The organism is Pseudovibrio sp. FO-BEG1, from assembly GCF_000236645.1.
Classification (GTDB): domain Bacteria; phylum Pseudomonadota; class Alphaproteobacteria; order Rhizobiales; family Stappiaceae; genus Pseudovibrio.
Window position 1 is genome coordinate 4,122,741 of record NC_016642.1, and the last position, 23,533, is coordinate 4,146,273.

The 23,533-nt window shown below is 53.1% G+C and carries 22 protein-coding genes; 14 read left to right on the forward strand and 8 right to left on the reverse strand.

Annotated features, from left to right (window positions below; genetic code table 11):
* Positions 1-209 precede the first annotated feature (209 nt).
* From topA to rpmG, 6 genes are all read left to right on the forward strand, one after another.
* Complete coding sequence (topA, locus tag PSE_RS18470) at positions 210-3,005, forward strand: type I DNA topoisomerase (protein ID WP_041768668.1); 2,796 nt, start codon at positions 210-212, stop codon at positions 3,003-3,005.
* Positions 3,006-3,148: 143 nt separating this feature from the next.
* On the forward strand, positions 3,149-5,416 hold the full coding sequence (gene rnr, locus PSE_RS18475) for a ribonuclease R (RefSeq protein WP_014286235.1): 2,268 nt from the start codon (positions 3,149-3,151) through the stop codon (positions 5,414-5,416).
* Positions 5,417-5,463: 47 nt separating this feature from the next.
* Complete coding sequence (locus PSE_RS18480) at positions 5,464-5,880, forward strand: DUF983 domain-containing protein (RefSeq protein WP_008552989.1); 417 nt, start codon at positions 5,464-5,466, stop codon at positions 5,878-5,880.
* A 3-nt stretch (positions 5,881-5,883) separates the two neighbouring features.
* A complete protein-coding gene (locus PSE_RS18485) occupies positions 5,884-6,645 on the forward strand; it encodes an NUDIX hydrolase (protein ID WP_014286237.1) in 762 nt (253 codons plus the stop codon).
* Between the two features lie 225 nt (positions 6,646-6,870).
* Complete coding sequence (locus tag PSE_RS18490) at positions 6,871-8,052, forward strand: MFS transporter (RefSeq protein WP_014286238.1); 1,182 nt, start codon at positions 6,871-6,873, stop codon at positions 8,050-8,052.
* 162 nt (positions 8,053-8,214) lie between these two features.
* Positions 8,215-8,382, forward strand: a complete 168-nt coding sequence (gene rpmG, locus PSE_RS18495; protein ID WP_008552972.1) for a 50S ribosomal protein L33 — start codon at positions 8,215-8,217, stop codon at positions 8,380-8,382.
* A gap of 976 nt (positions 8,383-9,358) precedes the next feature.
* Here rpmG and PSE_RS18500 read toward each other — a convergent pair.
* Positions 9,359-9,730, reverse strand: a complete 372-nt coding sequence (locus PSE_RS18500; protein ID WP_008552987.1) for a response regulator — start codon at positions 9,728-9,730, stop codon at positions 9,359-9,361.
* A 153-nt stretch (positions 9,731-9,883) separates the two neighbouring features.
* On the opposite strand from PSE_RS18500, the gene PSE_RS18505 reads away from it, so the two are divergent.
* The 4 genes from PSE_RS18505 (at position 9,884) to PSE_RS18520 (ending at position 12,677) form a co-directional block, all read left to right on the forward strand.
* Entirely contained in the window at positions 9,884-10,189 is a 306-nt protein-coding gene (locus PSE_RS18505) for a DUF3572 domain-containing protein (RefSeq protein ID WP_014286240.1), read from the forward strand.
* Complete coding sequence (locus tag PSE_RS18510; RefSeq protein WP_041768670.1) at positions 10,176-10,856, forward strand: hypothetical protein; 681 nt, start codon at positions 10,176-10,178, stop codon at positions 10,854-10,856. Before PSE_RS18505 ends, PSE_RS18510 begins: the two co-directional genes overlap by 14 nt.
* A 116-nt stretch (positions 10,857-10,972) precedes the next feature.
* On the forward strand, positions 10,973-11,323 hold the full coding sequence (locus tag PSE_RS18515) for a hypothetical protein (protein WP_014286242.1): 351 nt from the start codon (positions 10,973-10,975) through the stop codon (positions 11,321-11,323).
* A gap of 55 nt (positions 11,324-11,378) precedes the next feature.
* Positions 11,379-12,677 (forward strand): DNA polymerase IV, encoded by a 1,299-nt coding sequence (locus tag PSE_RS18520; protein WP_014286243.1) that lies wholly within the window; start codon positions 11,379-11,381, stop codon positions 12,675-12,677.
* Positions 12,678-12,679: 2 nt separating this feature from the next.
* Here the strand turns inward: PSE_RS18520 and PSE_RS18525 are convergent, their stop codons facing one another.
* Entirely contained in the window at positions 12,680-13,624 is a 945-nt protein-coding gene (locus tag PSE_RS18525) for an EipB family protein (RefSeq protein WP_083841633.1), read from the reverse strand.
* A 308-nt stretch (positions 13,625-13,932) separates the two neighbouring features.
* On the opposite strand from PSE_RS18525, the gene PSE_RS18530 reads away from it, so the two are divergent.
* The 4 genes from PSE_RS18530 (at position 13,933) to PSE_RS18545 (ending at position 17,266) form a co-directional block, all read left to right on the forward strand.
* Positions 13,933-14,400, forward strand: coding sequence for a RidA family protein (locus tag PSE_RS18530; protein ID WP_014286246.1), 468 nt, complete (start codon positions 13,933-13,935; stop codon positions 14,398-14,400).
* Between the two features lie 57 nt (positions 14,401-14,457).
* The gene (locus PSE_RS18535; protein WP_041768671.1) at positions 14,458-15,225 is read left to right on the forward strand and encodes a glycerophosphodiester phosphodiesterase family protein; all 768 of its coding nucleotides are present in this window, start codon (positions 14,458-14,460) and stop codon (positions 15,223-15,225) included.
* Between the two features lie 71 nt (positions 15,226-15,296).
* Positions 15,297-16,499 (forward strand): GNAT family N-acetyltransferase, encoded by a 1,203-nt coding sequence (locus PSE_RS18540; RefSeq protein WP_014286248.1) that lies wholly within the window; start codon positions 15,297-15,299, stop codon positions 16,497-16,499.
* 329 nt (positions 16,500-16,828) lie between these two features.
* Entirely contained in the window at positions 16,829-17,266 is a 438-nt protein-coding gene (locus tag PSE_RS18545; protein ID WP_014286249.1) for an HIT family protein, read from the forward strand.
* Between the two features lie 174 nt (positions 17,267-17,440).
* Here the strand turns inward: PSE_RS18545 and PSE_RS18550 are convergent, their stop codons facing one another.
* The 6 genes from PSE_RS18550 to PSE_RS18575 all read right to left on the reverse strand — a co-directional run bounded on the left by PSE_RS18550 (position 17,441) and on the right by PSE_RS18575 (position 23,379).
* The gene (locus tag PSE_RS18550) at positions 17,441-18,235 is read right to left on the reverse strand and encodes an N-acetyltransferase (protein WP_014286250.1); all 795 of its coding nucleotides are present in this window, start codon (positions 18,233-18,235) and stop codon (positions 17,441-17,443) included.
* Positions 18,236-18,316: 81 nt separating this feature from the next.
* A complete protein-coding gene (locus PSE_RS18555) occupies positions 18,317-18,664 on the reverse strand; it encodes an AzlD domain-containing protein (RefSeq protein WP_014286251.1) in 348 nt (115 codons plus the stop codon).
* On the reverse strand, positions 18,661-19,425 hold the full coding sequence (locus PSE_RS18560) for an AzlC family ABC transporter permease (RefSeq protein WP_014286252.1): 765 nt from the start codon (positions 19,423-19,425) through the stop codon (positions 18,661-18,663). Before PSE_RS18560 ends, PSE_RS18555 begins: the two co-directional genes overlap by 4 nt.
* 154 nt (positions 19,426-19,579) lie before the next feature.
* Positions 19,580-22,030: an ATP-dependent Clp protease ATP-binding subunit ClpA gene (gene clpA, locus PSE_RS18565; protein WP_014286253.1), complete on the reverse strand. Its 2,451-nt coding sequence runs from the start codon at positions 22,028-22,030 to the stop codon at positions 19,580-19,582.
* Between the two features lie 12 nt (positions 22,031-22,042).
* Positions 22,043-22,372: an ATP-dependent Clp protease adapter ClpS gene (gene clpS / locus PSE_RS18570; RefSeq protein WP_014286254.1), complete on the reverse strand. Its 330-nt coding sequence runs from the start codon at positions 22,370-22,372 to the stop codon at positions 22,043-22,045.
* A 674-nt stretch (positions 22,373-23,046) separates the two neighbouring features.
* Complete coding sequence (locus PSE_RS18575) at positions 23,047-23,379, reverse strand: phasin family protein (protein ID WP_008552981.1); 333 nt, start codon at positions 23,377-23,379, stop codon at positions 23,047-23,049.
* Positions 23,380-23,533: the final 154 nt, after the last annotated feature.

The following is a 23,533-nucleotide window of genomic DNA, read 5'->3' on the forward strand; positions in this document are numbered from 1 at the left end:
GCAATTACCTTAGGTTGCATAAATTATCAAGCACAACCAAAATCTGACCCAAGGAAAATTAAGGGAGTGGCTTTTCCGCTCTTGACCAATTGATCTGAAAAGGCCATTTGACAGCCGCGAAGTCATCCGAGATTGTGTCGGTTCGACTCATAAAACGGTTTTTGATTTATCAATTCCAAGACGAGATTTACGCGAAAGCCAGGAAATCAATGAACGTAGTCATTGTGGAATCACCGGCGAAAGCCAAGACCATCAACAAATACCTGGGCAAGGACTATACAGTTCTGGCGTCCTACGGCCATGTGCGCGATCTGCCTCCGAAGGACGGCTCCGTGCTGCCTGATGACGACTTTGCCATGTCCTGGTCTGTAGATTCCAAATCTCAAAAGCGCCTGTCGGATATCGCCAGCGCGGTGAAAGAGGCTGATCGCCTTATTCTCGCAACTGACCCCGACCGCGAAGGAGAGGCCATTTCCTGGCACGTCTTGGAAGTACTGAAAAAGAAACGCGTCCTGAAGGATAAAAAGGTCGAGCGCGTGGTTTTCAACGCGATCACCAAAAGCTCCATTCTGGAAGCGATGAAAAATCCGCGCGAGCTGGATGAGCCACTTGTAGATGCTTATCTGGCCCGTCGCGCACTTGATTACCTTGTGGGCTTTACTCTCTCACCTGTCTTGTGGCGCAAGCTGCCGGGCGCTCGCTCCGCTGGTCGTGTGCAATCTGTTGCATTACGCCTTGTGTGTCAGCGTGAGAACGAGATCGAGACATTCCTTTCACAGGAATACTGGTCCATTCTGGCAAACCTGAACACTCCGGAAAACGCTCCGGTTCAGGCCCGCCTTACTGGCTTTGACGGTCAAAAGATCACACGTCTCGACATCAAGAACGAGCAGGAAGCCACCACAATCAAGCAAATGCTTGATGGTGCAAACTTCTCTGTCTCTAATGTCGAGAGCAAGCCACAACGCCGCAATCCATACGCGCCGTTCACTACTTCCACCCTTCAGCAGGAAGCCTCCCGCAAGCTCGGCTTTGCGGCAGCACGCACCATGCAGGTTGCACAAAAGCTTTATGAAGGCGCGAATATCGGCGGTGAAACCACTGGCTTGATCACCTATATGCGTACTGATGGTGTGCAGATTGCGCCAGAAGCTATTACCAGCGCTCGCGGTGTCATTGCATCACGTTACGGCGATGAGTACGTGCCTGAAAAGCCGCGTATGTACTCTTCTAAAGCGAAAAACGCTCAGGAAGCGCACGAAGCGATCCGCCCAACTGATCTGACCCGTCACCCACGTGACATGGCAAAGTTCCTCGACGAAGACGGCGCACGTCTTTACGAGCTGATCTGGAAGCGTACTATTGCCTCCCAGATGGAATCTGCCGTTCTGGAACGCACCACCGTAGACATTGATGCTGTAAACGGCGCCAAGAAAGCTGCCCTGCGCGCATCTGGCTCTGTTGTTCGCTTCGACGGCTTCCTCACCCTTTATCAGGAAGGTAAAGATGATGAGGAAGACGAGGAAAGCAAGCGCCTGCCACCAATGACACGAGGCGACAGCCTTGGTCGCAAAGGCATTGAAGCCAACCAGCACTTCACTGAACCTCCACCACGCTTCACCGAAGCAACATTGGTGAAGAAGATGGAAGAGCTCGGCATTGGCCGCCCATCCACCTATGCAGCAACACTGCAAACCCTGCGTGATCGCGGTTATGTGGAACTGGACAAAAAGCGCCTGATCCCACAGGACAAAGGCCGTCTGGTAACTGCGTTCCTTGAGGACTTCTTCAACCGCTACGTGGAGTACGACTTCACCGCGAGCCTTGAAGACCAGCTCGACAAGATTTCTGCCGGTGATCTGGAGTGGAAAGCCGTTTTGCGTGACTTCTGGAACCCGTTCCACGAAATTTGTGATGAGGTGATCAAGCGCTCTAATACTGAAGTGCTGGATGCTCTGAACGAAACCCTCAAAGCACACGTCTTCCCGGATAAGGAAGATGGCTCTGATCCACGCAAGTGTCCGAAGTGTGATACCGGTCGCCTGTCTTTGAAAGTCTCCCGCTTCGGCGCGTTTGTTGGCTGCTCCAACTACAACAAAGACAAAAAAGACGGCAAAGAGCCAAACGAGAACCCACCGCACTGCGATTACACCCGTCAGCTCACCTCTGGTGGAGATTCTGATGCAGGTGCAGCAGCAGATGGACCTCAGGTTCTGGGTATCGATCCGGAAACAGGTTTGGAAGTCTCCTTGCGTACCGGCCGTTTTGGCCCATATGTACAGCTAGGCGAAGAAGCAAAACCAAAGCGCTCTTCCCTGCCACGCGGCTGGAGCACTGCCGATCTGGATCTGGAAAAAGCTCTTCAGCTTCTTTCCCTGCCACGCGAAGTCGGCACACACCCGGAAGATGGCAAGACCATTTCCGCAGGTCTGGGCCGTTTCGGTCCGTTCGTCCTGCATGATGGCACTTATGCCAATCTGGATAGCCCGGACGAAGTCTTCTCTGTCGGCATCAACCGCGCCGTAACCCTGCTTGCTGAAAAGCGCGCGAAGGGTGGAGGCCGCGGAGCTGCTGCAAAACCACTCAAAGAGCTGGGCAACCACCCGGATGGCGGCGCCATCAACGTATACAGCGGTCGTTATGGCCCATACGTGAAGTGGGAAAAGATCAACGCAACCCTGCCAAAGGATGTTGCACCGGAAGCTGTCACGCTGGAGCAGGCCATTGAGCTTGTGAACGCGAAAGCAGCAACCAAAGGAAAGAAAAAAGCACCTGCCAAGAAGGCAGCTGCAAAGAAAACAACCGCCAAGAAAGCAGCGCCTAAAGGGGCACTGAAAGAATTTGGCGACCATCCGGATGGTGGAGCGATGGAGCTGCGTGACAGTGGCCGCCTCGGTGTCCGGATCAAATGGGGCAAGGAGTTCGTCTCCCTGCCAAAAGGAACAGACCCGGAGACGGTAACCCGCGAACAGGCAATTGAGCTGATCAACGCGAAGAAGGGTTAAGATCCCCCCGTTACTCTCCGGATAACGAAACACGAGGGCTTCCGATCATCGGGAGCCCCTTTTCGCAGCGCATAAGCTGCACTGGATGAGATACATTGAGCCGAAAAAAGGCCGCTGAAAAAAGACACAAGGGACCGGCAGAGATGCCATCCCGCGAAGACATTCTGAAGTTTATTGCCGACAATCCCGGCAAAGCTGGCAAACGCGAAATCGCCCGCCATTTTGGCATCGTTGGCGCAGCGCGCATCCCCCTCAAGCGAATGCTGAAAGATCTGGCCGAAAGCGGTCACATCGAGAAACGCCGGAAACGCATGCTGCGTCCGGGCGACCTTCCTCCAGTCTTCGTAGTAAAAGTAACTGGCAGAACTGGCGACGGTGAGCTCCTCGGCATTCCGATGAACTGGGATGAAGAGCATGGTGAGCCGCCGAACGTCCTCGTCTTGCCGCAAAAGAACAAAAACAAATTCAACCCGGTTCCGGGTATTGGTGACCGCGCCCTCGTAAAGCTGATGGATGATCTGGATGGATCACCAGAAGCCCAGCACGTCGTGCGCGTGATGAAACGCCTTGAAAACCACGACACCGACATCCTCGGCATCCTGCGCATCAACAAGGCAACCAAAGCCGCGACACTGGAACCAGTCGACCGTAAGCAGCGTGAGATCGATGTAGACCCACGCGAGCTGCTGGACTCTGAAGACGGCGACCTCGTCAAAGTGGAGGTCCACAAAGTTGGCAGATACGGCACACCGCGTGGCCGCATCGTCAAACGCTTTGGCTCCACCACCTCAGAAATGGCTGTCTCCGAAATCGCGCTCCACACCCACGGCATTCGCAATGAGTTCCCGGGTGCGGTGATCGCAGAATCTGAGAACATCAAGCCTGTCGGCAGCAAAGGTCGTGAAGACTGGCGCGCGATCCCTCTGATCACCATCGACCCGGCAACAGCAAAAGACCACGACGATGCGGTCTACGCGCAGCTGGACGACAATCCAGAGAACGAAGGCGGCTGTATCGTCTACGTCGCCATTGCAGACGTGGCAGCTTACGTGACGCCCGGTTCCCCGATGGACAAGGAAGCACTGCTGCGTGGCAACTCGGTCTATTTCCCGGACCGCGTTATCCCGATGCTGCCAGAGCGCATCTCCAACAACCTGTGCTCCCTGCGCGAAAAAGAAGACCGCCCATCCATGGCGACACGGATGGTCTTCGACAAGAACGGTAAGAAGATCTCTCACTCGTTCCACCGCGTCATCATGCGCAGCGCAGCCAAGCTGTCCTATCAGCAGGCTCAAAAAGCCATTGATGGCGTCACAGACGATGTCACCGGACCGCTTCTGGAACCGGTTCTCCAACCGCTCTGGGCAGCTTATGAGATCCTCAAGCGTGGTCGTGACAAGCGCCAGCCGCTGGAACTAGACATCCCGGAACGCCGCATTCTGCTCAAAGAAGACGGCACCGTCGACCAGATCGTCGTCCCGGATCGTCTGGATGCGCATAAGCTCATCGAAGAGTGCATGATTCAGGCCAACGTGGCTGCAGCCGAAGAGCTGGAAAAACGCAAGTCTGCCCTACTCTACCGCGTGCATGACGCGTCAACACCGGAAAAGCTGGAGAACCTGCGGGACTTCCTCTCCACGCTGGACGTCAAGCTACCTCACATTGGCGGTCTGCGCGCATCGGTGTTCAACAACATCCTCGACAAGTTCAAGGACACAGCCAGCGCGACCATGGTGTCCGAGGTTGTGCTGCGTTCACAAGCACAGGCAGAGTACAACGCCGACAACATCGGCCACTTCGGCCTGAACCTTCGACGTTATGCACACTTCACATCTCCTATTCGTCGTTATGCAGATTTGATAGTGCACCGCGCTCTCATCCGCGCCCTCGGCCTTGGAGATGATGGTCTGCCCTACGGCATCGAAGAGAAGCTACCAGCCATCGCAGCCGAGATTTCTGCCGCAGAACGCCGGGCAATGCTGGCCGAACGCGAGACTATAGATCGCCTGATTGCTCTGTATCTGTGCGAACGGATTGGTGCGGAATTCTCCGGGCGAATTGCCGGAGTGACCAAATCAGGCATGTTCGTCAAGCTGCTACAAAATGGCGCAGACGGGTTCATTCCTGCATCTACCATTGGTATGGATTACTACGAATATGTAGAATCAGCTCATGCCCTTGTGGGCAGAGCAACTGGTGAAACCTACCAACTTGGTGATGCTGTGCAGGTCAAACTGGTAGAAGCCGCCCCATTTGCGGGGGCTTTGCGGTTTGAAATGTTGTCGAAAGGCAAATCCAAGGGCGAGGCAGCGGGACGGGTTGCTAAGCACAAGGGTTGGCAAGCAAGAAACAAAAGCAAGCCAAAAGGTTTACGCCGGTCAAAAGACGGAAATAAGCGGAAGCGTAGGTAATTTACGTGCGCTCCCCTGCATTTACGGGACGGGAAAGGCAGGTATAAATGAATACCCATCAAGATCGGAATACCGGAGAAGCGGTGCTGCGCGGTATGCGCTGCAAATGCCCTTCTTGCGGCGTTGGCTCCATCTTCAACGGCTACCTGAGCGTGAAGCAATCCTGCGACAACTGTGGTGAGGAGCTTCACCACCACCGCGCGGATGATGCCCCGCCCTATTTCACAATCTTTATCGTTGGCCACGTCGTTGTTGCGCTGGCCATGTGGGTAGAGATGGCCTACGTACCCCCAATGTGGCTTCACATGGCTGTCTGGCTGCCTTTGACCCTCATCATGTCTCTCGCCTTCTTACGCCCCATCAAGGGCGCTCTGGTTGGTTTGCAATGGGCACTACGTATGGATGGCTTTGCAACTGCAGGCAAAGCACCTAGTTTTGGCCCAACACGCGCCAATCAGAGGTAAGGAATGTCCACGGAAGACCTGACGAAAGAAGTCAAAGTTGAGCGAGCGGAAGAAAACAACGATCCAAGCGCTCAACCATTGAGGCCGAAAGACGCCTCCACACTACTTATTCTGGATCGCAAGGAAGATGGTTCCCTGCACCTGCTCATGGGCAAACGCCACATGGCGCACAAGTTCATGCCGGGTAAGTTCGTGTTCCCAGGTGGCCGCGTTGATTCCGAAGACAGCCGCGTAAAATATGTTCGCGACTATCATCCAGACGTACTGGCCAAACTGAACTACGACAAAAAGCAGATTAAAACGGAAAGCCGCCTGCGCGCACTGGCAATTGCCGCCATTCGCGAAACCTATGAGGAAGCGGGCCTTTTCGTTGGCACCAAAACCGAGGGCAACAGCGAACCTGTTGGTCCAGGCTTTGAGGCATTCGACGAGCTGGGCATCCAGCCAGATCTTGAGCCACTGCGCTTCGTAGCACGTGCAATCACTCCTCCAGGCAGAACACGTCGCTTTGACGCGCGCTTCTTTGCTGTCTGGGCTGACCAGATCGCGCACAAGCTGGAAACAGGCATCGGCCCAACGGAAGAACTGGAAGAACTCCAGTGGCTGCCAATTGAGCAGTGCAAAGAGCTGGACTTACCACGCATCACTCTGGCTGTTCTGACAGACTTGGAGAACCGACTGGCGAAAGACCCTGAGCTTTCCCCGAATGGACCGGTTCCATACTACTACTGGAAGAACGACGGCTTCGCGCGCGAAGAAATCTAATTCAGAATACCCAAGGCGCAACAAACATATATCACTGTGATACTATGTGTTGCGCCTTGCACTTTTCCTGATAGAAGCATTTACAGCATATTCCCGAAAAGTGATTTCGGTTTTCGGATAAGAATATGCGCATGAAAATGATTTGATGCATGATGTGCGAGTGCATATGAGCTCATTATGCTGCAAATCACTTGCTCATATCGAGCTTAGAATGCAGTTATGTAAATGGTTCAGTTATCGGGCACGCTAGCCAGCTCCCTCTCCCCCAGACAGGTCCGCGGCATCATTGCCGCCATCGCAGCGATTACAGCTGTTGGCCTCTCCCTGTCCGCAAGCCTTCCTCTTCTGGCACTCACGCTTGAGTATCGCGGCATCAGTGACACTTGGATCGGCATCAACACCGCCTTCTCCGGCGTTGCCTCCATTGTCGCCACCCCAGTCGGTCCGTATCTCGCCCGTAAGCTGGGCACACCTCAGGCCCTTCTGATCAGCTTACTGGTTGCAGGCTTCTCACTGCCCTTCTTCTTTGTGCTTGAAAACTTCTGGGCATGGTTCCCGCTGCGCCTGCTGTTCCATGGCGCAACCACCTCCGCCTTCATTCTCTCAGAGTTCTGGATCAACGCATTAGCACCGTCAAAGCACAGAGGCTTCCTGATGGGCGTCTATGCAACAGTGCTTGCGCTCGGCTTCGCCTCAGGCCCTCTGGTTCTCGCTTATGCTGGCACGACAGGCGCGCTTCCATTCCTTCTGGCAGGCGCCGGCATCATTATTGCTGCCCTGCCCGTTCTCGTCGGCTTCAACGCTGCGCCGAGAATCGAAAGCAAAGCAACTTCAAAGCTCTACGCCTTTTTGTGGATAGCTCCAGCAGCCACCCTGGCCGGATTTGTCTTTGGAGCTGTGGAACAATCCGGCATCTCCCTGCTCCCGCTGTTCGGCCTCAAGATCGGCCTGACAGCAGAAACAGCCACCCTGCTCGTCTCCGCTATGGCCGCTGGCAACATGGTGCTGCAGATCCCTCTAGGCATGCTGTCGGACCGTATGAACCGCCGCCACTTGCTCATCTATTGCGGTGCGTTTGGCGTCATTGGTGCGCTGCTCATGATCCCGCTATCCGGCAGTTTCTATGGCATTTGCGCCCTTCTCTTCGTTTGGGGCGGCGTGGTTGCGGGCCTCTACACCGTTGGCCTCACACATCTGGGGGCACGCTTTGACGGCGCTAATCTAGCATCCGCAAATGCGGCCTTTGTCCTCATGTATTCCATTGGACAATTAGTCGGGCCTGCCTCTACGGGCCTTGCTCTTTCCACGTGGGGAGCCGATGGACTACCACTGGTATTTGCAGGATTCTTGGGCGCATACGTAATTATATGCCTGATAAGGGGGACAAGACTGGGCGCAGCCCGCTAATGCATCTTGACTTTAGCCCTGTGATTAGTAATGTGCGCGCTGAATTCCCAAAGTTTCACCGGAAGCGCACCCTACCCCGAAGCGAAGGTGTGAGGGTGCCACCGGGACAAACAAAACAACCGGCCACTTTTAAAAGGCCGAAAACAGACAGGATCCTTAGCGATGGCCAAGGCGACCACCATTAAGATCAAGCTGCAGTCCACTGCGGACACCGGCTACTTCTACGTGACCAAAAAGAACTCCCGCACCATGACCGAAAAAATGGTGAAGCGTAAATACGACCCAGTCGTAAAGAAGCACGTTGAGTTCAAAGAAACCAAGATCAAGTAAGTCTTGGCTTCAGCTGAATTTTCAAAAAAGGCGTTTGCATTTTGCAAGCGCCTTTTTTGTATGCACAGCACCGATAATCAGGCGGAATACCCTTCCTAAAACTGTGGTTTTCAGAAGTAAAAGCACTCCACTAGCTCGCGCGCTCGTGCGCCACCCCACTCAATTGTCAGGGGTAGACAACATTTCCTCACACAAGAGGATTTTGACTGAGTATAGTCCCGTCAACACGGTCATTTCCGCTTCAATTTCAAAGAGAATTGGCCTTACCAAAAACTTTGACACATAACGAACTGCCCCAGACTGAATGACGGATCACACCACCTTAAAACCCATCTTGCTCTCACCACACACCATCTCATCCGCGCAGGCGAACACAGCCCAGCGCACAGCATGCGCTTGCACAGCAATGTCTCATTCTGCTGATAGGGAAGAAAATTGGTGGCCGGCGAGAACCGGATGACACGAGGAGGCCACTCAGAACCCGTTTACTCGCCGGCCAACCCCACGGACCCAGGAGATGCGGCGGACCTGAGCGCTCCGTAGGGAGTCTATCTGGCAGTATTGCTGGGATTTGTTCAATCAACCAAGAGCCAATACTGCGATCTTGCAGTCATTAATTTCATGAAGCAGATGATATCGTATATCACCATCGCAACATTTACGACTTTAGTAAAGCTTTAAGGTAATTGCGCTCCTGAAAATGGAGGGGATTCTTGACCTATACACAACAAAAGGAAAGAAACCGCCGTTTTTCAAGAGGCAACCACACAGAAACCCTGCAGTTCCCGCAAGACTCACTCGGTGATTTCATCTAGTTTCAAAGACCTACGACTTTTGATGTGAGTCTTTCATCCAGTGAAAACTGACAATCTCAAGCAGAATACTAAAGCGTTGCTTCCCGTTGATTTGCGAACCTGCAACTTCTAGCTGAACACAATTTACCAATTAACCACAATCAAAAATAATCACGGTTGTTTTATGTGTCCTGCAAGAAGCCTGAAACGGTCTCAAGGAAATTACCCACGGAGATCGGCTTGGAGATATAAGCCTCACACCCACCCTGACGGATGCGCTCCTCATCGCCCTTCATGGCAAAAGCCGTTACCGCGATCACAGGAATGATCTTAAGTTCATCATCCTCTTTGATCCATTTGGTCACTTCAAGCCCCGAAACTTCGGGCAACTGAATATCCATCAGGATCAGATCCGGTTTATGTGCACGAGCAAGCTCAAGCGCCTCCATCCCATTGCGAGATTGCAAGGTCGCGTAGCCATGAGCCTCAAGCAGATCGTTAAACAGCTTCATGTTGAGTTCGTTGTCTTCAACAATCAGCACGGTCTTTTGCATCAGTTCAGTCCTGCACAGAATGCTGCCCCAAAAATGGTTTAGCCATAAATAAAGGTGTGATGCAGCCGCCCTGCGACTGGCATTGGAACAAGTCCCACACTAAATTTCCTGCTACATAGTTAATTCGGATTCGTTTCAGAAAGGCAAACACCAATGAATTTAGGCAAAACCGGCAGTTTGACCGAAGATACTGCACAGGAAATTGCAATTGGTGCCCTATCATTTCTTAGCAGCGACCCGGAACAGCTCGGCCGCTTCCTGTCTTTGGCCGGGATTGGACCTCAGGAGATTCGCGATGCAGCAGCCGAGCCGGGCTTCCTCGCAGGGGTTCTGGAATTTTTAATGCAGGACGAGCAGCTTTTGCTGGCTTACACCGAAAGCGCAGGCATTCGCCCAACGATGATTGCAGCCGCTCACCTGAAACTTGCCGGAGGCGTTGATTACTTTGCCCACCATTAGCACAGCAAGCGCGAGCACATTGCAGCAGATCAGCCTGATCGAAAAGCGCGCCCACCCTCTCCTCATCTGCGACGTGGACGAGGTGCTCCTGCAATTCATCCCACACCTTGAACGCTTCATGGCTGACAATGGCATATCCTTCAAGGAAACCGCCTATCGCCTGAAAGCCAACATGGTCTACACCCAGTCCGGCGAAAACCTTTCTGATGATGCCTGCATGGCCATCATTCATGACTTCTTCGAAAGCGAAGTTGGCAGACAGGAAGCAGTGCCTCATGCGGCTGAACAGCTGGAGCGCCTGTCGAAACTCTGCGACATCGTCATCCTGACCAACCTGCCCGGCACTCACAACAAGCCTACCCGCGAGAGCCTCTTAAAAAGCCTCGGCATGGGCTACCCTCTTGTGACCAATGACGGCCCCAAAGGCGGCGCAGTTGCAGCTCTTTGTGCAGAGCGCGCTCATCATCCGGTTATCTTTATAGATGACAGCCCAACCAACATCCTTTCAGTCGGCAAAAGCACGCCACACGTCCAGCTGGTGCATTTCATCGCCGACCCACGCTTCTACGCAACATCCAGCGACCTGCCCAACGTGGCACTCAAAAGCAATTGCTGGAAAGAAACCGGCGACTTTATTGAAAATTTGTTGGTCGCTGCTGTAAAGTAAGGTCTCAGGCTGCAAGTGAACCTTACACCAACCCAGAGAACCCAAGCGTGGAACACCTTTCAAGCACGTCGCTCCAGTATTTTCTGGAGCGTTTTGGACATTTAAACGGGGCCGTATTGCGCAGCGCCCTGTTCACTTCAGGAAAAGCAGATGGCCCCGGCGCTGTGACGCTGGAGTTTGCCGCCCACGACTGCCAGCGCCCGGCAGCAGCTCCACAAGACTCCCTGAGCACATTGCGGATCAAGGTGGAAGAGAGCGTCGAGTTCAATCTTAAAGAACCAAGCGACAGCTCTAATACCGTCATCAAACACCCCATTGTCGGCATGTTTATGCAGGACAAGTTCTTCCTCAATTTCGATCCAGTGAACTCAAAGGACTGGACCATTGAGGAATGGGACAAGGACCAGATGCGCAGCTCTGTGTTTTATGTGGCCGGTGCACGGATTTCATGGGAGACTGAGGAGTAGTTCATGCTAAAGCCCTGTCCACGAGAAAGCTGCAATTGATCGGAGCTCTGACTTCATGGCGACTGAGGCCACCACACCTCTCAAAGCACTCTGCCGGGACTGCTCACACAGATTCCGCGCAGACCTGACGCGATGCCCCAAATGCGGCAGCCCGCGCATCCTCGCCCATGCAGAACTGGACACCCTCGAAATCGCCCACATCGATTGTGATGCATTCTACGCCTCCGTCGAAAAGCGCGAGAACCCTGAACTGGCAGATCGGCCCGTCATCGTAGGCGGCGGCCAGCGCGGCGTTGTCTCCGCAGCCTGCTACATCGCCCGCATCTACGGCGTCCGCTCCGCTATGCCCATGTTCAAGGCACGAGAACTCTGTCCGGACGCAGTGGTCATCAAACCGCGCATGGATCTCTACTCACAGGTCGGCAGGCAAATCCGCGAAGAGATGGAAAAGCTCACCCCCTTGGTAGAGCCGCTTTCCATCGACGAAGCTTTCCTTGACCTGTCCGGCACACAAAAACTCCACGGCGCAACACCGGCAGAATTGCTCGTACAGTTCGCGATCAAGATCCAGAAAGAGCTGAGACTATCCGTCTCTGTGGGCCTTGCGCCCAACAAGTTCCTCGCCAAGATCGCTTCAGACCTCGACAAGCCCCGCGGCTTCTCAGTGATTGGAGACGAGGAGAAGAAAGACTTCCTCGCCAAACAACCAACCAGCGTCATTTGGGGCGTTGGCAAGGTGTTTCAGGCCAAACTGGAACGTGATGGCATCAGAACCATCGGCCAGCTTCAGCAAAAAGACCCGACCGACCTAGCCCGCAAGTACGGTGCTATGGGTTTGCGTCTGGCTAAGCTGTGCCAGGGAGAGGACGATCGCAACGTCTCCTCCAACCGCGGCGCCAAAAGCATCAGCGGTGAGACCACGTTCAACACAGACATCTCAGACGTCACCCAGCTCTCCAAGAGTCTGTGGGCCCTGACTGAGAAAGTCTCTTACCGCACCAAAAAAGCAGAAAAGTCCGGCAGATCAGTCACACTCAAACTCAAGACAGCGGACTTCAAAACCATCACCCGCTCCCGCATGCTGCATGACCCAACACAGCTGGCCGACAAGATCTTCCGCACAGCAGACGACCTGCTCCACAACGTTGCCGATGGTAAGTTGCGTTTCCGTCTCATTGGTGTCGGGATTGGAGATCTGGGCCCTGCCGATCAGGCCGACCCGGAAGATCTGCTGGATGAACAGGCAGGAAAACGCGCCAAAGCTGAACGCGCCATGGATGTTTTACGCGGAAAGTTCAAAGACAGCTCAGTCGTCTCTCTCGGCAGGTCTATCAAAACACCGGACAAAAGGTAGCCTCAGCGCAGCTGCTCTTTTTTGAGCCTGCCATCAAACGGCACACTCACCTCTTCTTCCAAAGCAACAGAACTACCGCAAGTGCTTGCAGGTATCATCGGCTTCAGCTCAAGTTCAACCAGAGCCCCTTCCAACTCAAACACCCCGTAGTTCAGGTTCATGCTTCTGGAGACGCCGTTCTCGTGCAAAACCGTATGCATTTGATAGTCAGGCGCCCGCTCACCACGCACACCATCACTCAGGTTGAAATAAGCAATGGAAACCGGCCACGCATCAGCGGTGCCTAACGCTTTGGGCAGTGAAATCTGATCAGACCGCTGATCCAGTGGATCAGCCAGCTTACGCCCCACGACAGTGGTCGCCTCAAACAACTGCTCCCCGGTCACGCTGCCGTCATACAGCTTGGAAACCATGAAGTGCTTTCCGAGAGTAGCACCATCAATCACACTGTGGAGGTGTTGCAGAGGGAACATGATAGACCCATCAAAGCTCAGCGACTTACCGTCCGGGCCACCCAGATCCACATCCACCTTAGAGCTTTGATGCTCTGCTTTACCCTGTGCCTGCTCCGCCAGAAAATCACCAATGAACGTCTGATAAGCAAAGGAGAGCTGAGAGTTATCCGGCGCTTCAAAGTAGGAACTGCGAAGGTCGGTGACCGTTTCCTCTCCCTCCTCATCAATACTCATCACCACAAACCGCAGATCCACATTAAAGCCATCACAGACCGAGCCGGAAAGCTCATAGACCATACGCCCGTTCACATCAGCAATATCCGCACCACTCTGGGCACTGGAAAGTCTCATATCATAAACGGCGCGGTGAGGCTGGAGGTCAGCAGCATTGCCAATGGAGGGAGTAAGAAGGAAGCAGAGGGAGAGAGAAGACCCAGCAATTGCGGGAAGAGCAAGCCTCCCCGATCCGTGTCCGAAGCGTAGTTTCAGCATAAAACCTCCGATCATGTCGGAACAAAAGACACGTGGGCATGCCTCTCTTCCATTCCCAAAGAGTGCATAAACGCCCGTTCCAACGCAAACATTCCGCCAAGGAAATCAGAGCTAGGGTAAATCTTTCAAATTGGATACACGTTTCCCACGTAGACAACGCTCCATGCACCCTTGCAACTCTGGTGATTCTAATGTGAGTCTGCGCATCACTTTGCAAACCACGGCTTCGTGAAGAGATAAACTCTTGAGTTTTCGTGGAATTGCATCACTTATTGCAAAAGAACATTCCGAACCGGAGGGAAAGCCGAATGTCTGACACAATCCAGCAAAACCTAGAAAAGCTTGGCGTCACACTGCCGGAAGCTGCTGCACCTGCTGCCAATTACGTGCCTTTCGTAAAAACCGGAAACCAGCTTTTCATCTCTGGCCAGCTGCCAATGCAGGACGGCAAGATCGCAAAAGTCGGCAAGGTTGGCGCGGATCTGAGCATCGAAGATGGTGTGGAAGCTGCACGCCTTTGCGCAATCAATCTGCTGGCACAGGCAAAAGCGGCAACCGGCGACCTGTCCAAAGTCGTCCGCCTCGTCAAAATCGTTGGCTTCGTCAACTCCAATGGCGACTTCGGTGATCAGCCTAAAGTCATCAACGGCGCATCTGATTTCATGGTTGCCGCCATGGGTGATGCTGGCCGTCATGCACGCTCCGCTGTCAGCGCAGGCTCCTTGCCTTTCAACGCCGCTGTTGAGATCGAAGCAATTTTCGAAATTGCCGACTAGTCCCGCTCTGTCCGCAGAACACATCTCCTTTTATTGAAGAAGCAGTTTCGAAAATCCATGCAAGATCTTTCCTGGCTCACCGCCCGTCCGATCGCTCACCGCGGCTTTCATAACAAAGAAGCAGGCATTCTTGAAAACACTCCGTCCGCAGTCAAAGCTGCTGTAGAGAACAACTTCGCCATTGAGGTTGACCTGCAGGAGACCAAGGACGGTCAGGTCATCGTGTTCCACGACCCAAACCTTGAGCGCCTCACCCACGGCGAAGGCAACGTGATTGACTTCGACCTGGCTGACCTGCGCAAGCTGTCCATGCGTGGCTCTGACGACCCAATCTGGACCCTGCAGGAACTGCTGGAGCTGGTTGACGGCAAAGTGCCGCTGGTTATTGAAATCAAAACCCTGAACCGTCCAGAAGGTCAGGATGAGTTCATTAAAACCATCGCCAAAATCCTCAGCGATTATAAAGGCCCGGCAGCAATAAAATCCTTCGACCCGAAAATGCTTCGGACCATGAAGGACGTTGCACCGCAAATCCCACGTGGCTGCATCTCCATGACCACGCTGAGCGAAAACGATCACCTGAACCTGACAGAGCACGAAATCGAGAAGATTTCCTGGATGGTACACATGGCTGGCACCGATCCGCATTTCGTTTCGTTCTTCGTAAAGGATTTGCCAGCAGACGGCCCAAGCTTCCTGCGTGAGTTTTATGGCCTGCCGGTGATGACATGGACTGTCAGAACCAAAGAAGACCGTCTCAATGCTGCCAAGCATGCGGACCAGATTGTTTTCGAAGGCTTCAATCCGGACAAAGAGCCCCTCTAGGATCTATCGATTTGTCAGTACCACCATCACCCGTTCTGAAAGTCCTCTCCTCTCTGGATGAGATCCCCAGCATGGATTGGGACGCACTGGCAAATCCCGGCACATCGCCAATCCTTTATGACCAGCAGGATTGGATCGATTCACCTGAAACGACCCAATCCAACCCAAACTCAGAAACTGAATCAAACTCTCAAGTTTCTGAGTTTAACCCCATGCTTTCACATGCCTTTTTACAGGCACTGGAAGAAAGCAAATGCGTTGGGTGGGAAGCAGGCTGGATCCCCCAGCACATCTGGTGGGAGCAAGACGGCAAACCCATCGCCGCGATCCCGACCTATGCCAAAAGCCACAGTCAGGGCGAGTACGTCTTCGATTATGCATGGGCTGACGCCTTCCATCGTGCAGGCGGAAACTACTACCCCAAACTGCAATGCTCCATCCCGTTCACGCCCGTCCCGGGTCGGCGCCTCCTGATATCACCGGAGGCCAATCGTCCGGAGACCATCAAGATCCTCACGCAGGGCCTGAAAGAACTGACGGTCCGTATTGAAGGCTCTTCCGCCCATCTCACCTTCCTCACCGAACAGGAATGGACCGAGCTCGGCAAAGAAGGCTTCCTGCTACGCACAGACCAACAGTTCCATTGGGAGAACAACGGCTACAGCGACTTTGCGCAGTTTCTGAAGGCACTCTCCTCCCGCAAACGCAAAAGCATCCGTAAGGAGCGCAAAACCGCGCTGGAGAACGATATAGAGGTCGAGTGGATAACCGGTCCGGACCTGACAGAAAGCCACTGGGACGCGTTCTATGAGTTCTATCTGGACACCGGCAGCCGCAAGTGGGGCTCTCCCTACCTCAACCGCGAGTTCTTCTCGCTACTGGGGGAAAGGCTCTCCGACCACACCCTGCTGATCATGGCCAAACGCGAAGGCCGTTATATTGCCGGCGCGCTCAACATGATCGGCGGCAACACGCTCTATGGTCGCAACTGGGGCTGTATCGAAAACCACCCCTGCCTGCACTTTGAGATCTGCTATTATCAGGCCATCGAGTTCGCCCTGTCTCGCGGTCTGCAGCGGGTTGAGGCTGGTGCGCAGGGCAGCCACAAACTGGCACGCGGCTACATGCCGAGCCTCACCTACTCCGCCCATTGGATTGCACACCCTTCTTTAAGGAATGCAGTCGCAGACTATCTGGAACAGGAACGCCAAGCCGTTCTGCACGAACAGAAAATCCTGTCGGAACACGGCCCGTTCCGCCAGCAGGGCAGCTAGAACCTACTTCAAGACATCGATTCAAGACTCTGAAGAGACTCATGAATCCTTCCAAACTTGAATCAGTTTCTTAAGTACGATCAGGTTCTCAACAACTCCACCCAAACCACACATTGATTCTCCAGTGATCTTGGTCAATGAATCGGATTAACTACCGGCAAGGACCAGTGAGCCATTTCGCTCACAACGGATACACCGGTAAAATGATAGAGCGTATTCCCGAAAAGTGGCTCCGGTTTGCGGATAAGAATACGCACTAAAGCAAAATTAGGAACATGGCGCGTGAATGCAAATGAACGCAAGCATGTTCCAGTTCAGAGGATATCAAGATGACCAGCCCGTCCTACGATGACCAGAACATCTTCGCCAAGATCTTGCGCGGCGAACTGCCTTCCGAGAAGGTCTACGAAGACGAAAACACCATTGTTATCATGGATATCATGCCACGCGCAGATGGCCACGTACTGGTTCTTCCTAAGAAGGGTTCCCGCAACATCCTCGATATCGAAGAAGCCGAACTGACCGCAGTTGTAAAGACTGCGCAGAAAATGGCACGCGTGCTCAAGCAGGCATTTGATGCTGATGGCATCACCATTCACCAGTTCAACGAAGGCGCTGGCGGACAGATGGTGTTCCACACCCACTTCCACGTCATCCCACGCACCGAAGGCATCTCCCTGCGCCCACACACCGGCGAGATGGAAGACAGCGAGAAGCTCAAAGCAAACGCAGAGAAAATCCGCGCTGCTGTTGCAGCTCATTCCTGATCATTTCACCTGAAACAACCTCGCGCACTCACACCAGATTGCGCGAGGAAATTTCGATTCACCTGAAATGACCACCTCCCCCGACCAGCAAATTTGAATCTGTTTTCAACGCACTAGCCCGCGCACTTGAATCAGATCCTCATGCCCCGCCAAAATTCGATTCACCTGAAACAATCAAACCGCTTCGATAGACACTTTCTCATTCAATGCCTTTTGCATGATCTTGTCGAAGCGTGAATCCATACACACACTCAGGTCCGTGGTGACAAATCTTCCGCTCCAGTAGAGCGAGAAAATTGTAGCAGGCGTCGGCGCTGACTGCGCCTTCTCCAGCGTATCCAGATGAACGATCTTGAGTGGCAACCCACGTCGCTGAGCCGCCTCTTTCAGGTTCTGTGTCACATGATGATCTGTAAACGGACAGCGGTTAGAGTAGTAAGCAACCAGCCCCTCCCCGCTCAGTCCTGCACTCTGCTGGACACTCTCCGAGAATGAAGCAGAACCACCTGCACCACCAACGCTAAGCCGCAACAGCTCGATCCCATCAGGAGAGCTGTCACAAACCTCAAAACCTTGCTGCTTGAACCATTTGCCGTCTGAGAGGAAAGGCATCTTCTTAGCACCGGCGATCGTCACCAATCCATCAGCACCAGCTTGCTCAGCAGCCTCCACCGCCTTGGCGAGCAACGCCTTGCCATGCCCCTGCCCTTTGTATTTGCCGGAAACCCAGAAGCAGTTCACCAGCAAGTGGCGCGGAGCCACGACAGGCACCCAGCCAGCCTCTGCAGGCCCGAACTCGATAAATACCTTTGCCCGCTCATCAAGCTTGATGAACTGATAGCCCGAGGCGAACTGCTGACCCAGCCAATCCTTCTTCAACTGATAGCCTTGCGCGCACTTCTTATCCGAAATCGCACAGCAGATATGTTCGTCACAAAGATTGTGTTCACCCAGCGCAATATAGGTCATAGCAAGCCCCCAACTCTCCTCTGTAGATTAGAGAGGGAAACAAGGCCCAGCAATGCGTGCGATCAAGCTTAGCAAGAATGGCTAAATCAAAAACGCCCAGCCACCGATCAGAACAAACTCAGCCGAGACAATCCCTGCCATCAGCCGGTCATTGAGCAGCTTGTAGCCAACCACCCCGCCAGCAACAGCTGCAAGACGAAGCCAGATCGGCACATCACCCAGCACCCCGTCAGGGAACAGAACCAACCGCGCAATGATTCCTGCAATCAGCGCCGTCGCCACAGCCCGCACCCACGCAAACAGCAGACTGTCCTCCCGCAGTTTGCCAGAGGCAAACACACCAATCCAACGCCAGCACTCTGTCGCCAGAAAGCCTGCAACGAGGATCATCACATAAGGCCACCACCAGCTGCCGTAAATCTCACTCACAGCTCAGCCCTCCGCGTTGCGAACAACCACCCCACAAAGGCAACCGTGCCGCCCACAAAGCCCGTCAGCAGCAAATCCGCCCCGGGAAAGAAGTGATAAAAGATCGGCCCCAGAATGAGCCCCAGGATCAGCGCAGCCTTATCACCGCTGGTACGCGACGCCTGATACATGGAGAACATGAAGTAGATCGGTGTCAGCAAAACCAACCCAGCCGCAATTGGCCCTTCAAGAGCAGGAAGGACCATGTAAGACAACGCGGTTGAACACAGCACCACAAAATGCACCGTCGACCCAAAGCCAGCAAAGAACGGCAGACGCGCAGCCCGCGGCAAGCTTGGTAGATTGCGCATAGCAAACACCCACGCCGTCACCGCCACAAAGTGAGAGACGAACAACATCTGCCATGTCTTCGTCCTCTTCTCATCTCGCAGAACAGGCATCAGCGCCACCGTCATCGGCATCAGACGCACAGCAGAAAGCGCAACAGCAATCGCGGCAGGTATCAAACCAGCCCCGGCACTCATGGCACCGGTCAAAACAACAATACTCGGCAAAGCCCACATCAGCAGGCTCATCAGCAACACTTCAACAAGTGTCAGGCCAACTTCGCGGGCCAGCGATGTGAAGCCAACAAAGGCCATCATCAAAATAAGTGTCGGGAGGCAAAACGCACCTTTAGCCCCTTGGCGGAACCAATAGGCACCTCCCTCAAATTCAGAAGGATCCTCTCCTTCATCAACATTCATCTCTGAACTGGTCATTTAAGAACTCGAAGACTCTCGAAAACAGGAGAGCTTGGGGGAAGCAGAACCGCAGCCTTATCAGCAGCAGGTAAGAGCCTACACAAGACTACGTAGACCCACCATACAAAAAAGCCGGAGCAAGTGCTCCGGCTTTTTCTCAAGTATCTTTGTCTTAATCCGCAATCGGAATACCCGGTACATCACCACGCTTGGTGGCATCTGCACCACGACCCGTTTTCGGAACAACGGACTTGCCTTTACCCTTGGCAGCAGGCTTCTTCTTGGCAGCCTTCGCCTTAGGTGTTGGACGATCCTCAACGCTTTCCAGAAGCAGACCTTCAAGATCTTCAGAAACGGAGACCTTCACAGTACCACCCTTCTGAAGCTTGCCGAACAGAACCTCATCAGCCAGTGGCTTCTTGATGTGCTCCTGAATGACACGGCCCAGCGGACGGGCACCCATCAATCTGTCGTAACCCTTCTCAGAGAGCCAGGCCACGGCTTCAGGTGTCAGTTCAAAGGTCACGTTACGCTCTGCAAGCTGAGCTTCTAGCTGCATAACAAACTTCTCGACCACACGATGGATAACGTCGTTGTCCAGGTTCGCGAATGGGATGATCGCATCAAGACGGTTCCGGAACTCCGGAGTGAACATCTTGTTGATCGCATCCATGTCATCGCCATCACGGTCAATGCGATTGAAGCCCATAGGAGCTTTCGCCAGATCAGCCGCACCAGCATTGGTGGTCATGATCAGGATCACATTGCGGAAGTCAACAGACTTACCATTGTGGTCAGTCAGCTTACCGTGGTCCATCACCTGCAACAGAATGTTGAACAGATCCGGATGAGCCTTTTCGATTTCATCAAGCAGCAGTACGCAGTGAGGATGCTGATCAACAGCGTCCGTCAGCAAACCACCCTGATCAAAGCCCACGTAGCCCGGAGGCGCACCGATCAGGCGAGAGACCGTATGGCGCTCCATATACTCGGACATATCAAAGCGAACCAACTCAACACCCAGCGTAGACGCCAGCTGACGGGCAACCTCTGTCTTACCAACACCGGTCGGACCGGAGAACAGGTAAGAGCCGATTGGCTTATCAGGCTCACGCAAACCGGCACGGGCCAGCTTGATGGACGCAGACAGTGCTTCAATTGCAGGGTCCTGACCATAAACAACGCGCTTCAGACTATCCTTCAGGTTGGACAGCACTTCCGCATCATCCTTGGAAACGGACTTCGGCGGGATGCGGGCCATGGTCGCGATGGTTGCTTCAATTTCTTTCAGGCCAATGGTCTTGCGACGCTTACCTTCTGGCAGCAACATCTGCGATGCACCGGACTCATCAATCACATCAATCGCTTTATCCGGAAGCTTCCGGTCAGCAAGATAGCGGGAGGACAGCTCAACAGCCGCCTTAATCGCATCATTGGTGTACTTGATGTTATGGAAGTCCTCAAAGTAAGGCTTCAGCCCCTTAAGGATTTCAATAGCATCCGGAATGGTAGGCTCGTTCACATCCACTTTCTGGAAGCGACGCACCAGCGCACGGTCCTTCTCGAAGAACTGGCGGTATTCTTTATATGTGGTGGAACCGATACAACGGATCGTGCCGGAAGCCAGAGCAGGCTTCAGCAAGTTCGATGCATCCATCGCACCACCAGAGGTCGCACCCGCACCAATCACGGTGTGGATCTCGTCGATGAACATGATCGCGCCCGGATAATCTTCGATTTCCTTCACGACCTGCTTCAGACGTTCCTCAAAATCACCGCGGTAACGGGTACCTGCAAGCAGTGAGCCCATGTCCAGTGCGAAGATCGTTGCGCTCTTCAACACCTCAGGCACATCACCGACAACAATGCGGCGTGCGAGACCTTCAGCGATTGCTGTTTTACCAACGCCCGGATCACCCACATAAAGCGGATTGTTCTTGGCACGGCGGCACAGGATCTGAATGGTCCGCGAAATTTCTTTTTCACGACCGATCAGCGGATCGATCTTACCGGAAAACGCCTTGTCATTGAGGTTTTGACAATAAGCTTCAAGAGCCTCAGTTTTCCGCTTTGTTTGTTCAGATGAGCCTCCAGATGGAGGCTGTGGCATGCTCACATTCGGATCAGCACCACTATCGGATTCTTCTTCAACACCACGCACCCGACGTGGTTCAGATAAGCCAGCCCGCTTGGCAATACCGTGGGAGATATAATTGACAGCGTCGTATCGTGTCATTTCCTGCTCTTGCAGGAAGTAAGCAGCATGGCTTTCGCGCTCGGCAAAAATGGCAACAAGAACGTTGGCACCAGTCACTTCTTCACGTCCGGAAGATTGAACATGAATGACAGCGCGTTGAATGACGCGCTGGAAACCGGCGGTTGGTTTTGAATCATCATCCCCGTCAACAACGAGGTTCTCTAGTTCAGTATCAATATATTCGACAATGCTTTTTCGCAGTTGATCGAGGTCCACATTGCATGCACGCATCACCGCAGCAGCATCCTGATCATCAATCAATGAGAGCAGCAGATGCTCCAGGGTCGCATATTCCTGATGGCGCTCATTAGCAAACGCCAAAGCTTGATGGAGAGCTTTCTCCAGACTGCGAGAAAATGACGGCACAGGCGCCCCCTATTACTTTTTCTCCATTACACATTGCAACGGATGTTGGTGTTTTCGGGCGAAATCCATTACTCGTGTGACCTTTGTTTCGGCCACTTCATAGGTGAAGACTCCACACTCCCCTACGCCATGATGATGGACATGAAGCATGATCTGCGTTGCGCTCTCACGGTCTAAATGAAAGAACCGTTCCACCACGTGGATCACAAACTCCATCGGCGTATAATCATCATTCAGCAGCAAAACTCGATACAAACTCGGCCTTTTTGTTTTTGGCTTCGGCTTGGTAACGGTTATCGTCCCGCCATCATCATCATTATCCAGGTCGAAATCGCTGCTCATTCGTTCTCTTTGTCCCTCCATGTATAACGCAGAGGACTTTATAGTATTTAAACGTACCCCCTGCGAATTCAAGGGATATGCATTTTCATAGGGCACACCAACAACTCCAGAAAAATCAAACAGTGTTTCATTTTCTGTTTCATTATATACTGGAAGCATAAGTTTATCTCCCCTGAGAACACTCATTGCCTGTCGCTGGTCTTTCATTCACACACTCATCGCAGCATCATCGCTGTCTGTTGTCTCTAGAGTATGAGGCTAACCACGCAAAGGCCAGCCTCAAACCTGTCTGCGCTCTTTCCTATTTCTACCGCTAATCCAAGGGATTGCGGGTATTTAGAAGCAGCACGTGTCTCTCATTGATTTTAGTACTGATTATTCCCTGAGCAAACTGCAAAAAGCAAACCATTAAGCTGAGAAAATGACCAGACTATCCGAAGGGTTAAACCCTGCTCCCAACGTAAGATGAACATCTCTGGCCCCTTGAGGGTACCGGCATTCATTCCGCAGCACTGAGCAAAGCTGAATCACAATGTTTTGAGAGGGCCTTGAAGAAGAGAGATAGGTTTTCTGAAAATGAAAACAACCGGAGCAATAAATTAAAGGCGCCCCAAAAACCAAAAAGCCCGAAGCGATGATCCGCTCCGGGCTTCATATTCGGTTATGCCAGCAGATTACTTGGCAGCTTTAGAGAGCATGTTCTCATATGGCTTATAAGCGTCTTTAGCGACTTCAGCGTACATTTCGCCGATCTTTGTCGCCTGACCAACCATGCTTTCGTAGCTCACCTTGGCAAAATCTGCCTGAGCTTCCATAGCCTTATCGAGAGACTTCGCGCTTACCATTTTTTCAATCGCAGCACTGCTATCTTCCATAGACTTCTTGGAGTAGTCCGCAACCTCAGCAGAGATCGCCTGCATTCCCTTGGAAAAGGCACCGAAGCTCTGCATAGCTACGTCCATGTTATCTTTTCCAAGCTTCTGAATATTCTCAAATCCTGTGACCATGAAAATTCCCTCATCAATTGGGCGGCGCCGGTAATTCGATGATTAGGTTTTTGTCTCTTGGGGAGCAAACGCCACATTCCAAAACTTACGCAACGGATATTATGCGCTGCACAAAATTTGTCAACTCTTATTTTGCACTGCAATATTATGAAAA